Origin of the sequence: Klebsiella sp. LTGPAF-6F, from assembly GCF_001753185.1 — a bacterium.
Lineage (GTDB): Bacteria > Pseudomonadota > Gammaproteobacteria > Enterobacterales > Enterobacteriaceae > Klebsiella > Klebsiella michiganensis.
This window is the reverse complement of sequence record NZ_CP017450.1, coordinates 2,162,247-2,174,703: the sequence shown is the minus strand read 5'-3', so window position 1 is coordinate 2,174,703 and position 12,457 is coordinate 2,162,247. Positions and strand designations below refer to the sequence as shown.

The 12,457-nt window shown below is 55.5% G+C and carries 10 protein-coding genes; 5 read left to right on the top strand and 5 right to left on the bottom strand.

Translation table 11 applies throughout. The annotated features are described in order from the left end of the window. The first annotated feature begins 47 nt into the window (after positions 1-47). Complete coding sequence (infA, locus tag BJF97_RS10200; protein WP_002211347.1) at positions 48-266, top strand: translation initiation factor IF-1; 219 nt, start codon at positions 48-50, stop codon at positions 264-266. A 137-nt stretch (positions 267-403) separates the two neighbouring features. Here the strand turns inward: infA and clpA are convergent, their stop codons facing one another. Together clpA and clpS are read right to left on the bottom strand one after the other, a co-directional pair. Further along, positions 404-2,686 carry an ATP-dependent Clp protease ATP-binding subunit ClpA gene (clpA, locus tag BJF97_RS10195; RefSeq protein ID WP_032694254.1) on the bottom strand — a complete coding sequence of 761 codons (2,283 nt, stop codon included), beginning with the start codon at positions 2,684-2,686 and terminating at the stop codon, positions 404-406. A 30-nt stretch (positions 2,687-2,716) separates the two neighbouring features. Further along, positions 2,717-3,034, bottom strand: coding sequence for an ATP-dependent Clp protease adapter ClpS (gene clpS, locus BJF97_RS10190; protein WP_004100628.1), 318 nt, complete (start codon positions 3,032-3,034; stop codon positions 2,717-2,719). A 324-nt stretch (positions 3,035-3,358) separates the two neighbouring features. Between clpS and cspD the strand changes: the two genes are divergently transcribed. Further along, a complete protein-coding gene (cspD, locus tag BJF97_RS10185) occupies positions 3,359-3,589 on the top strand; it encodes a cold shock-like protein CspD (protein WP_004100627.1) in 231 nt (76 codons plus the stop codon). 67 nt (positions 3,590-3,656) lie between these two features. Here the strand turns inward: cspD and macB are convergent, their stop codons facing one another. The 3 genes from macB to BJF97_RS10170 form a co-directional block, all read right to left on the bottom strand. Further along, complete coding sequence (macB, locus tag BJF97_RS10180; protein WP_025108294.1) at positions 3,657-5,603, bottom strand: macrolide ABC transporter ATP-binding protein/permease MacB; 1,947 nt, start codon at positions 5,601-5,603, stop codon at positions 3,657-3,659. Further along, positions 5,600-6,715, bottom strand: a complete 1,116-nt coding sequence (macA, locus tag BJF97_RS10175) for a macrolide transporter subunit MacA (protein WP_014228619.1) — start codon at positions 6,713-6,715, stop codon at positions 5,600-5,602. Before macA ends, macB begins: the two co-directional genes overlap by 4 nt. A gap of 175 nt (positions 6,716-6,890) precedes the next feature. Next, positions 6,891-8,549: an ATP-dependent endonuclease gene (locus BJF97_RS10170; protein ID WP_014228618.1), complete on the bottom strand. Its 1,659-nt coding sequence runs from the start codon at positions 8,547-8,549 to the stop codon at positions 6,891-6,893. A 382-nt stretch (positions 8,550-8,931) separates the two neighbouring features. Between BJF97_RS10170 and aqpZ the strand changes: the two genes are divergently transcribed. From aqpZ to hcp, 3 genes are all read left to right on the top strand, one after another. After that, the gene (gene aqpZ / locus BJF97_RS10165; protein WP_014228617.1) at positions 8,932-9,627 is read left to right on the top strand and encodes an aquaporin Z; all 696 of its coding nucleotides are present in this window, start codon (positions 8,932-8,934) and stop codon (positions 9,625-9,627) included. Between the two features lie 125 nt (positions 9,628-9,752). Next, positions 9,753-10,652, top strand: a complete 900-nt coding sequence (locus BJF97_RS10160; RefSeq protein ID WP_014837946.1) for a lysine exporter LysO family protein — start codon at positions 9,753-9,755, stop codon at positions 10,650-10,652. A gap of 144 nt (positions 10,653-10,796) precedes the next feature. Further along, complete coding sequence (gene hcp, locus BJF97_RS10155; protein ID WP_014228615.1) at positions 10,797-12,449, top strand: hydroxylamine reductase; 1,653 nt, start codon at positions 10,797-10,799, stop codon at positions 12,447-12,449. The last annotated feature ends 8 nt before the right edge of the window (positions 12,450-12,457 follow it).

Genomic DNA, 12,457 nt, shown 5'->3' with positions numbered 1-12,457 from the left:
TTATCTTGCCGGTTCAAAACTACGGTAGTGATACCCCAGAGGACTAGATGGCCAAAGAAGACAATATTGAAATGCAGGGCACCGTACTTGATACGCTGCCTAACACTATGTTCCGCGTAGAACTGGAAAACGGTCACGTGGTAACTGCGCATATTTCCGGTAAAATGCGTAAAAACTACATCCGCATTCTGACGGGCGACAAAGTGACTGTTGAGCTGACCCCGTACGACCTGAGCAAAGGCCGCATTGTCTTCCGTAGTCGCTGATCGTTTTCGCGCTTAGCGCGCCAGATGCTGAAGGCCGGGATAATTCCCGGTCTTTTCATTTCTGCGTCATTTACAACTTAAAGCGCGCAGATAAAAAAACCGGCCCTGAGGCCGGTTTTGTCACTGAGTACCGAAACTTAATGCGCCGCTTCCGGTTTGTGCTTCTGCGCACTCTGGAAGTCGTAGGTCAGCACATTTTTCTCTTTATCCAGTTCAACGGTCACCTGACCGCCGTCAACCAGTGAGCCAAAGAGCAGCTCGTTGGCCAGCGGCTTTTTCAGGTTGTCCTGAATCACCCGCGCCATTGGACGCGCGCCCATGGCCCGGTCGTAGCCTTTCTCGGCCAGCCAATCGCGGGCTTCCTGGCTGACTTCCAAAGAGACGCCTTTCTGATCCAGCTGAACCTGCAGCTCGACGATAAATTTATCCACCACCTGATGGATAACCGTCGTAGACAGATGATCGAACCAGATAATGTTGTCGAGACGGTTACGGAACTCCGGCGTAAAGATCTTTTTGATCTCATCCATCGCATCCGGACTGTTGTCCTGATGGATGAGGCCAATGGATTTACGCTCGGTTTCGCGCACCCCGGCGTTGGTGGTCATCACCAGCACCACGTTGCGGAAATCGGCTTTGCGGCCGTTGTTGTCGGTCAGCGTCCCGTTATCCATCACCTGCAGCAGCAGGTTAAAGACGTCCGGATGCGCTTTTTCAATTTCATCCAGCAGCAGCACCGCGTGCGGATGCTTAATAACCGCATCGGTCAGCAGCCCGCCCTGATCGAAACCGACGTAGCCCGGAGGCGCACCGATTAAGCGGCTGACGGTATGACGTTCCATATATTCGGACATATCAAAACGCAGCAGCTCAATGCCCAGCGACTTCGCCAGCTGTACGGTAACCTCGGTTTTACCGACCCCGGTAGGCCCGGCGAACAGGAAAGAGCCGACGGGTTTGTGCTCATGGCCAAGCCCGGCGCGCGCCATCTTGATCGCTTCGGTTAAGGCCTCAATCGCCTTATCCTGGCCGAAGACCAGCATTTTCAGGCGATCGCCGAGGTTTTTCAGCGTATCGCGATCGCTGCGGGAAACGCTCTTCTCAGGTATACGCGCAATCCGCGCCACCACGGACTCAATATCCGCCACGTTAACCGTTTTCTTACGTTTGCTCACCGGCATCAAGCGCGCACGCGCTCCGGCTTCATCAATCACGTCAATCGCCTTATCCGGCAGATGACGATCGTTAATGTACTTCACCGCCAGCTCTACCGCCGCACGTACCGCTTTCGCGGTGTAACGAACGTCGTGGTGCGCTTCATACTTCGGCTTCAGGCCGTTAATAATCTGCACCGTCTCTTCCACGGAAGGTTCGGTGATATCAATTTTCTGGAAACGCCGCGCCAGGGCACGATCTTTTTCAAAGATGTTGCTGAACTCCTGATAGGTCGTCGAGCCAATGACCCGAATCTTACCGCTGGAAAGCAGCGGTTTAATCAGGTTAGCGGCATCGACCTGCCCGCCGGAAGCCGCCCCCGCACCGATAATGGTGTGGATCTCATCGATGAACAGAATACTGTTGGTGTCCTGCTCCAGCTGCTTAAGCAGCGCTTTAAAGCGTTTTTCAAAGTCGCCGCGGTATTTAGTACCTGCCAGCAGCGAGCCAATATCCAGTGAATAGATAGTGCAATCAGCCATCACTTCCGGCACGTCGCCCTGCACGATACGCCAGGCAAGACCTTCAGCAATAGCGGTTTTACCAACGCCGGATTCCCCCACCAGCAGCGGGTTGTTCTTGCGGCGGCGGCACAGAACCTGAATAGCACGTTCCAGCTCTTTCTCGCGGCCGATCAGCGGATCGATACCGCCTACGCGGGCAAGCTGGTTGAGGTTGGTGGTGAAGTTTTCCATACGATCCTCCCCGCCTGCTTGCTCTTCGCTGCTGCCAGGCTGACTTCCGCTGTTATCGGAAGACTGGCTCGGCTCGTCTTTACGCGTACCGTGAGAGATGAAATTCACCACATCAAGTCGGCTGACTTCATGTTTACGCAGCAGGTATGCCGCCTGAGATTCCTGTTCGCTAAAAATCGCGACCAGAACGTTGGCGCCGGTCACTTCGCTGCGGCCGGAAGACTGGACGTGGAAAACAGCACGTTGCAGCACGCGCTGGAAGCTCAGCGTCGGCTGAGTGTCGCGCTCTTCTTCCGTTGCAGGCAGTACGGGTGTGGTCTGTTCGATGAAGGCTTCAAGCTCCTGACGCAGCGCGACCAAGTCCACTGAACACGCTTCAAGCGCTTCGCGGGCCGAAGGGTTGCTAAGCAGCGCCAGCAACAAGTGCTCGACGGTCATGAACTCATGACGGTGCTCGCGCGCTCTGGCGAAAGCCATGTTTAAACTGAGTTCCAGTTCTTGATTGAGCATAGGCACCTCCCCCAAGTTTATTGCCTGCATTCAGGCTTTTTCTAGCGTACACAACAACGGATGTTCGTTCTCCCTCGCATACTGGTTCACCATCGATACTTTGGTTTCTGCGACTTCAGCGGTAAACACCCCGCAAATCGCTTTACCTTGATAGTGAACCGTCAGCATCAGTTGCGTTGCACGTTCAACATCATAAGAAAAGAATTTTTGTAACACGTCAATAACAAACTCCATTGGAGTGTAGTCATCATTGACTAATATCACTTTATACATAGATGGCGGTTTAAGCGCATCTTTAACTTCGTCCTCAATTAGCTGATCGAAGTCCAACCAGTCTCTCTTACTCATCGTCAGTGTTCATCATCGGTTGCTGTTGCCAACAGGCGGTGGCCTGTCGATGACCAGAGGCTATGCACATCACAAATCTACAATAGATCATAGATAATTATCATCTATTACTTCCATCCGCGACGTCTGTCACATTCCCCGGCAATAGCGTTAACTGCTTCAAATTTTGACGCATTTTTCACCGTCCCCTGGCGTCAATCGCTTGACGCATTTCCTGATTTCTCTAAATTGTAGTGGCGAGAGTTGGCGAGCAAATGAACAACTCGTCACTCCACTACCGGTTCATTCCATCTTACTTATAAGATTTACGAAGGATGTCGAAGTATGGAAATGGGTACTGTTAAGTGGTTCAACAATGCCAAAGGGTTCGGTTTTATCTGCCCTGAGGGCGGCGGCGAAGACATTTTCGCCCATTACTCGACCATCCAGATGGATGGTTACAGAACGCTAAAAGCCGGACAAGCGGTTCGGTTTGATGTTCACCAGGGGCCAAAAGGTAACCACGCCAGCGTGATTGTCCCTGTTGAAGCTGAAGAAACAGAAACAGCCGCATAACTCTTTGCTTCATTGTGTACATCCCGCCAGCAAAATGCCAGTCCTTCTGACTGGCATTTTTTTATCGCTACTCGCGCGCCAGGGCGTCGACGGGGTCCAGACGAGCCGCATTGCGCGCCGGTAGCCAGCCAAACAGCACCCCGGTCAGCGTGGAGCATAAAAACGCGGTCAATAGCGCCAACGGTGAAAAACCGATCTCCCAGCCGGGTAAAAACAGCTGTAATACAAAGGCAATCAGCAGCGAAAGCGTGACGCCCAGCGCCCCGCCGACCAGGCAAACCAGCACCGCCTCGATCAAAAACTGCTGTAAGACATCGCTGGCCCGCGCCCCGACCGCCATACGGATACCGATCTCCCGCGTGCGTTCGGTGACTGAGACCAGCATAATATTCATCACGCCAATCCCGCCGACCACCAGCGCAATCACCGCCACCAGCGTCAGAAACAGCTGTAATGTATGTGTGGTCCGTTCTGCCGTTTTCAAGATGCTGTCCATATTCCAGGTGAAAACATCTTTCTTACCGTGACGCAGTTCCAGTAGACGCAACAGCTGCTGCTCGGCAACCGCGCTGTCGTAGCCTTCATTGACGCGCACGGTGATGGAATTCAGCCACGATTGCCCCATCACCCGGCCAGCCATCGTGGTATAGGGCAACCAGACGCGCAGAATTTTGCTGCTGCCGAACATTGACTGTTTTTCATCCGCCACGCCGATCACCGTCGCGGGCATATTGCCGACCAGAATCACTTCGCCGACGACCCGCGCTTTGTGCGGAAATAGCTGTCGGCGCGCGTTGCTGTCGAGCACCACCACCTGCGCGCGGCTATTTAGCTGAAGCTCGTTAAAGGTATTGCCTTCGCTAAAGGTCATGCCGTAGACGTTAAAGTACTGCGCCCCCACGCCCTCGGCGCTGGCGGCAACGTCGATGTTATCCGCCCGCAGGCGCAGGCTTTTTGATACCGCCGGGGTCGCCGAGCTCACCCACGGCTGTTTCTGAATAGCTAACAGGTCATCGTACTTGAGCGATTGCTGATAGCGGGGATCGTCATCGCCGAAATCCTTGCCGGGATATACATCAATGGTATTGGTGCCGATGGCGCGGATATCGGCCAGCACCATCTGCTTCGCGGCATCGCCCACCACCACAATCGACACCACAGATGCGATGCCGATAATAATCCCGAGCATCGTCAGCAGCGTACGCATTTTATTCGCCGCCATCGCGCGCCAGGCCATGATCAGCGCTTCGCGAAAGCCGCTGCTGAACTGACGCCACGCCGACGGTTCGGCCGCCGTGCGCTGGCGCAGTACGCCGCCTTGCGCCGGACTCAGAGCGGGCGGATTACGCACGATTTCACCGTCGTGTATCTCAATCACCCGCTCCGCCTGGGCCGCCACCTGCGGATCATGGGTGACGATAATCACCGTATGCCCCTGCGCTTTTAGCTGGTGAAGTATCCCCATGACCTCTTCGCCGGAGCGGCTGTCCAGCGCACCGGTTGGCTCATCCGCCAGAATCACTTCCCCGCCGTTCATCAGCGCGCGGGCGATACTCACCCGCTGCTGCTGGCCGCCGGAGAGCTGCGAAGGCTGATATTCAGCTCTGTCGCCCAGCCCCAGCCGAACCAGCAGCTCATGGGCCCGGGCCAGGCGCGCTTTGCGCTCGGCGCCGGCATAAACCGCAGGGACTTCCACGTTCTGCGCCGCGGTGAGATGCGATAACAGGTGATAGCGCTGGAAAATAAAACCGAAATGTTCCCGCCGCAGGCGCGCCAGCTCGTCGCCGTTGAGGCGAGCCACGTCCGTTCCCGCGACCCGGTAGGTACCGCCGGTCGGTTTGTCCAGACAGCCGAGAATATTCATCAACGTGGATTTCCCGGAGCCGGACGCGCCGACGATTGCCACCATCTCACCGGCGGCAATGTTCAACGTAATGCCTTTCAGCACCTCAACGTTGCCATCGCCGGAGGGGTAGCTGCGGCGAATATCACGCAGTTCCAGTAACGCCGTCATTTCGCCGCTCCGGCCGCACCTTCGCCGATAATGACTTCATCCCCCTCGTCCAGCCCTTTCACCACCGCCACATCGGTGTCGTTACGCGCGCCGATAACGATTTCACGCTCTTTAACTTCACCGGTACGCAGCAGACGCACGTGATAGCGGTTATCGCCGATGGCCTCACCCAGCGCGCTCAGCGGGATGGTGATAACATTTTTCACTTCTGAGAGCTGAATATGCACCTGGGCGGTCATCTCCAGGCGCAGGATGCCCTGCGGGTTCGGCACTTCAAAACGGGCGTAGTAGAAAATAGCGTCATTGACCTTTTCGGGCGTCGGGAGAATATCCTTCAGCGTTCCTTCATAGCGCGTCAGCGGATCGCCCAGTACGGTAAACCAGGCCTTTTGCCCCGGCTTAAGATGAATGACGTCCGCTTCCGAGACCTGCGCCTTCACCAGCATGGTGCTGAGATCGGCCAGGGTCAAAATATTCGGCGCCTGCTGGGCAGCAATCACCGTCTGCCCCTGCAGGGTGGTGATTTGCGTCACTTCTCCGGACATCGGCGCCAGAATTTTGGTGTAGTCGAGGTTGGTTTTGGCCGTATCCAGGGTCGCCTGATTGCGTTTGACCTGGGCTTCAATCGTGCCGATTTGCGCCTCTTTGACCGCTAAGTCGGTCGCGGCGGTATCGAGGTCCTGGCGAGAGACCAGCTGCCGTTGCGCCAGCTGCTGCTGACGAGCCAGCGTCGCCGCAGACAGTTTACGTTCCGCGCGCGCCTGGTTCAGCTGCGCCCGTAGCTCCATCAACGTCGCTTCGACTTCCTTTATCTGGTTTTCCGCCTGCTCCGGGTCGATAACCCCCAGCAGCTGGTCTTTTTTCACTTTGTCGCCAATCTCGACGCGCAGCGTTTTTAGCTGCCCGCTCACCTGCGCCCCGACGTCCACTTTTTTCAACGCATCGAGCTTACCGGTCGCCAGCACGCTCTGTTGAAGGTCGCCTTTACGCACCACCAGCGTCTGATACTGCGGCAGCGGCGCATTCAGAATTCGCCATCCCCAGACGGCGAGGGCCAGCACGACAATCGCCAGCAGCCACCAAACTTTCCTGCGCTTTCCATTTAATTTCATAACAATTCCTGATGTTTTAACCCGCAGAACCCGCGACAATTCTATCTAAATGCGGCAATAGAATAACGCGCATTTTTAGATGCGCTTCATTTTTGTTTAACTGAAGTTGAGGGTGTGCAGATGAAGACCTGCCGGGATGGATCGCCCGGCAGAAAGAGAGAAACAGCGGTCTGCGCTAATCTGCGCGTCCGCGCGCCAGCCATAGTACGCGAGAGAACATTTTTTTCAACAGCGCAGGAATGGCGTCAACCCCGCGCCGTCCGGCCTCCATCGCCACTTCAATCGCCAGGTCCGGTTTTGACGAACGATGAATCGCTTTGGTGATCACCCGCCGCATATTCATGGGTATATTCATCGGCAGCTGCGCGACCCGGTGATAAACATCGTCGAAGCCCTGACGGTACATAAAATGCTCCATATCCATCGCCGGTAGCGCGGTGAGATGGTCTCGCTCCAGCATTTTATCGTCATTCAACAAACTGCGAACGGTGGCGGCGTATTTCTTCCCGGCTTCATCGCCATCCACCAGCACATGCCACTCAATACCCATTCGCCGGGCGAATTTAATCAGCGGCTTCAAACCCGACTGGGCAAACTCAATGACCTTCACCCCTTCCGCGTCAAAGTGATGGCCGCACTGGCGGGCCAGCTCGTTGATAACCCAGGTTTCCGTCTCCCCCTCCACCAGCAGCCAGCAGCGGGCAAACAGCGATGAAGCGCGGTTAAAGCGAATATGAAACGCGATGCGCCGGCTGTCTTCCGCATTCATCCCGCCGGGCCCCAGCCGCCAGGCCGACACTCGTGAAGATTCACGCACCAGCCGACAGACGTGCTCGACGGGCGTTAATGACAGCAGTTCGCCGGAGTTCGTTGTCGTCACCCGCTGCAGCGGCAGTAAATTGAGCAAATGCCAGGCCACCGACAGCATAATAGGATGCAGCCGGGTTTCCGGGTCCTCAATCAACAAGAGCGGCCGCGCATCGCGATCGAGTCTTACCGTGCCTTTCGCCTGCAGCAGAGTCGAAAACAGCCCCAATAAAATCACCCGATGGCTGCGCCCGCCGGGCTTGTCGATCATCCTGTTGATAATATCCAGGTAGCGCCAGCTGCGCTGTTCATCATGTGAATGACGGCGCATCAGACGATGGCGCGACTGCGCGCTGCTCTGCTCGGCAAAATAGTGCTCCAGCAATTGCACCATAGCCGACAGTCCCTGGCGGATCTGCCCATCGGTTAAATTTTGCGGATGATGTACCAGTTCGCGAGAGAGGAAATCAAGCTGGCGAGCGGTAATTTCGATCTGCGGCGAGTGCGGAACGGTGCCGTTGTGGATCCGCCGCATAAAGCGGGCGTCGCGTAGCCGCAGAACCGGCATCAGCCGAACCAGGTGACGGGCGAGCTCATCAATATCGTCAAGCTCCAGCGCTTTCCCTTCACCATCAATAAAGCTGCGCAGGGTCATCACGCTGTCGTCATCGGCAAGCTCCCCCTCCAGGCGATAGAAAACGCGCTGATAGCCATCGTCGCAGGGAACCCAGCAGCTGCTGAGAGGACGATAGCGTCGAACCCGATGGCGCCCGGGTTCATTTTCACGGAAGGTCAGGATGATATGCAGATGATGCTCGCGCCCCTGAATATCGCCGGGCGGAAACCAAAAATCTTCCCGAACAAAATGATAGAGGTCGAACTCCGGCGACAGGAGCAGCGTCAGGGCATCCAGCAGGCTGGATTTACCCCAGGCATTTTCGCCAATCAGCACGTTATTTTGTTCCAGCATCAACGATAATCGGTTAATGCCGCGAAAACCGACTATTTCTACGCGCTCAAGATGCATATGCCCTCCGCTCAGTGGCGACTATCTCCTTCAGTTATCAGCAGTATAGCGAGGTGAGCATCAACATGACACTCCGGGCGTCTGCGAATCGCTCATGGCCGCAGGGGGGAATGTGATGAGCCGTACATCACTTAATTGAGAAACGCCTTCATCATTGAAAGTCGTTTTTTTAACCGTTTTTGTTCTACACTTTTAAAAAAACCGACATGAAAAGGAATCCCCGCGCATTGTTCTAAATCAAATTACATCAATTTATTTAACTGGTCCCAAGGTGGCGATCGTCCATAGAATAGCGTCGCTTTATTCTGGTCGTCATTCTTTGTGGCGAAAATAAAGGCCGGCACGAAAACTCGTGCGCGTTTACGTTTTTATTGAGGTGGTTATGTTTAGAAAATTAGCAGCAGAATGCTTTGGTACATTCTGGCTGGTATTTGGTGGTTGCGGCAGCGCCGTTCTGGCTGCGGCATTCCCTGAGCTGGGAATTGGTTTTGCCGGCGTCGCGCTGGCTTTCGGTTTAACCGTATTAACCATGGCGTATGCCGTCGGTCATATTTCCGGCGGGCACTTTAACCCGGCGGTAACTTTAGGTTTATGGGCCGGCGGTCGTTTCCCGGCCAGGGACGTGATTGGTTATATTATCGCCCAGGTTGTCGGCGGTATTATCGCCGCCGCTATTCTGTACGTTGTCGCCAGCGGTAAAGCGGGCTTTGACGCCGCCGCTAGCGGATTCGCATCGAACGGCTATGGCGAACATTCTCCCGGCGGTTTCTCCATGCTCTCCGCTATTGTGATTGAGATCGTCCTGACCTGCGGCTTCCTGCTGGTCATTCACGGCGCCACGGATAAAAACGCACCGGCCGGCTTCGCTCCTGTCGCTATTGGCCTGGCGCTAACGCTTATCCACCTGATCAGCATTCCGGTCACCAACACGTCGGTAAACCCGGCGCGCAGTACCGCGGTAGCGATATTCCAGGGCGGCTGGGCGCTGCAGCAGCTGTGGCTATTCTGGGTGATGCCGATTATCGGCGGCATTCTCGGCGGCGTGCTCTACCGCACCCTGCTGGAAAAACGCAGCTAAACTTCCTCCACTTTTCTTGAGGCCCGGTGCTGCCGGGCCTTTCTTTTTTTCCACCACTTTACTCAGTCCGGCGATTTGGGTAGTGTCAGGGGCGCTGTTTTCATTCTGCAAGGACCAGGTCGTTCATGTTTTCGGGACTTTTAATCATTCTGCTGCCGTTGGTTATAGGCTATCTTATTCCTCTTCATCGGCCATCAGCCCTTAAACTCATCGCGCGACTTCTGAGCTGGATTGTCTACGTTATTCTCTTTTTTATGGGCATTAGCCTGGCCTTCCTGGATAATCTGGCCAGCAACCTCCTGGCGATCCTTCATTATGCGGCGGTCAGCGTCGTTATTATTCTGCTATGCAATATTGCCGCCCTGATGTGGCTCGAGCAAAAAATGCCCTGGCAAAATCATCATCGTCAGGAAAAATTACCCTCCCGTCTGGCAATGGCTCTGGAATCCCTTCAGCTATGCGGCGTGGTATTTATTGGTTTTATGATTGGTCTGAGCGGTATATCCTTTTTACAACACGCCACCGAGGCCAGCGAATATACCCTGATCTTCCTTTTGTTCCTCATCGGTATTCAACTGCGCAATAATGGCATGACGCTGCGGCAGATCGTACTGAATCGCCGCGGAATGATTGTCGCGGTAGTGGTCATGGTCAGTTCACTGCTGGGCGGTATCATCAACGCCTTTATTCTCGACCTGCCGCTAAAAACCGGGCTGGCCATGGCTTCCGGGTTTGGCTGGTATTCGCTCTCCGGGATTCTGCTGACCGAATCCTATGGCCCGGTAATTGGCAGCGCGGCCTTCTTTAACGATCTTGCCCGCGAGCTGCTGGCGATAATGCTTATCCCCGGACTGGTGCGCCGCAGCCGTTCCACCGCGCTGGGCCTTTGCGGCGCGACATCAATGGACTTTACGCTGCCGGTACTGCAACGCTCTGGCGGGGTGGAGATTGTGCCGGCGGCCATCGTTCATGGCTTCATTCTCAGTCTGCTGGTGCCCATATTGATGGCTTTCTTCTCCGCTTAATACCTCTCTGGCGGTAGTCTTCTGCCGCCAATTTTGCGCTAAATCAATCTCCCCGTAAGTTGTATCAGAAATACCTTTTATCTTCTCGCGCTCGGGCATAACCTTAAACATGTATATTAAATATAACTTTAAAAAGGTGTGACCATGTTTTGTGTGCAATGTGAACAAACCATCCGTACCCCGGCAGGGAACGGCTGCTCTTACGCGCAGGGTATGTGCGGAAAAACGGCCGAAACGTCCGATCTGCAGGATCTGCTGATTGCCTCTCTGCAGGGGCTCTCCGCCTGGGCGCTTAAAGCCCGTGAATACGGCATCATCGACCACGACATCGACAGCTTTACGCCGCGCGCTTTTTTCTCCACGCTGACCAACGTTAACTTCGATTCCCCGCGTATCGTTGGCTATGCGCGCGAGGCCATCACCCTGCGTGAAGCGCTGAAAGCCCAGTGCCTGAACATTGATGCCCACGCGACGGTTAACAACCCGATGGCCGATCTGCAGCTGGCGAGCGACGATCTGGGCGACCTGCAGCGCCAGGCGGCGGAATTCACCCCGAACAAAGACAAAGCGGCCATCGGCGAGAACATTCTCGGCCTGCGCCTGCTGTGCCTGTACGGCCTGAAAGGCGCTGCGGCTTATATGGAGCACGCGCACGTTCTGGGTCAGTACGACAACAACATCTACGCCCAGTACCATAAAATCATGGCGTGGCTCGGTACCTGGCCTGCCGATATGAACGCGCTGCTGGAGTGCTCGATGGAAATCGGCCAGATGAACTTCAAAGTGATGAGCATTCTGGACGCTGGCGAGACCACCAAATATGGTCACCCCACCCCGACTCAGGTCAACGTCAAAGCGACCGAAGGCAAATGCATTCTGATTTCCGGCCATGACCTGAAAGATCTGTACAACCTGCTGGAGCAAACCGAAGGTACCGGGGTTAACGTCTACACCCACGGTGAAATGCTGCCAGCGCACGGTTACCCGGAACTGCGTAAATTCAAGCATCTGATTGGTAACTACGGCAGCGGCTGGCAAAACCAGCAGGTTGAGTTTGCCCGCTTCCCTGGCCCGATTGTGATGACCTCTAACTGCATCATCGACCCAACCGTCGGCGCCTATGACGACCGTATCTGGACCCGCAGCATCGTCGGCTGGCCAGGCGTCAATCATCTGGAAGGCGAAGATTTCGCCCCGGTTATCGCCCAGGCGCAGCAGATGGCGGGCTTCCCGTACAGCGAGATCCCGCACCTGATCACCGTTGGCTTCGGTCGTCAGACCCTGCTGGGCGCGGCTGATACGCTAATCGACCTGGTGAGCCGTGAAAAACTGCGCCATATCTTCCTGGTGGGCGGCTGCGACGGGGCGCGCGGCGAACGTAACTACTTCACCGATTTCGCCACCAGCGTACCGGACGACTGCCTGATCCTGACCCTGGCCTGCGGTAAATACCGTTTCAACAAACTCGAATTCGGCGATATCGAAGGTCTGCCGCGTCTGGTCGATGCCGGTCAGTGTAACGACGCTTACTCTGCCATCATCCTGGCGGTCACCCTGGCTGAGAAACTGAGCTGTGGCGTGAACGACCTGCCGCTGTCTCTGGTGCTCTCCTGGTTTGAACAGAAAGCGATTGTTATTCTGCTGACCCTGCTGTCGCTGGGCGTGAAAAATATCGTCACCGGCCCGACGGCGCCGGGCTTCTTCACGCCGGACCTGCTGGCCGTTCTCAACGAGAAATTCGGTCTGCGTTCCGTGACCACCGTTGAAGAAGACATGAAGCAGCTGCTGAGCGCGTAAGGAGTAAA

Bases quoted from the DNA above. Each gene is read 5' to 3' on its own strand.
- macA (WP_014228619.1), bottom strand. From the start codon at position 6,715: ATGAAATTAAATGGAAAGCGCAGGAAAGTTTGGTGGCTGCTGGCGATT.
- BJF97_RS10170 (WP_014228618.1), bottom strand. From the start codon at position 8,549: ATGCATCTTGAGCGCGTAGAAATAGTCGGTTTTCGCGGCATTAACCGA.
- macB (WP_025108294.1), bottom strand. From the start codon at position 5,603: ATGACGGCGTTACTGGAACTGCGTGATATTCGCCGCAGCTACCCCTCC.
- cspD (WP_004100627.1), top strand. From the start codon at position 3,359: ATGGAAATGGGTACTGTTAAGTGGTTCAACAATGCCAAAGGGTTCGGT.
- BJF97_RS10160 (WP_014837946.1), top strand. From the start codon at position 9,753: ATGTTTTCGGGACTTTTAATCATTCTGCTGCCGTTGGTTATAGGCTAT.
- aqpZ (WP_014228617.1), top strand. From the start codon at position 8,932: ATGTTTAGAAAATTAGCAGCAGAATGCTTTGGTACATTCTGGCTGGTA.
- clpA (WP_032694254.1), bottom strand. From the start codon at position 2,686: ATGCTCAATCAAGAACTGGAACTCAGTTTAAACATGGCTTTCGCCAGA.
- hcp (WP_014228615.1), top strand. From the start codon at position 10,797: ATGTTTTGTGTGCAATGTGAACAAACCATCCGTACCCCGGCAGGGAAC.
- infA (WP_002211347.1), top strand. From the start codon at position 48: ATGGCCAAAGAAGACAATATTGAAATGCAGGGCACCGTACTTGATACG.
- clpS (WP_004100628.1), bottom strand. From the start codon at position 3,034: ATGAGTAAGAGAGACTGGTTGGACTTCGATCAGCTAATTGAGGACGAA.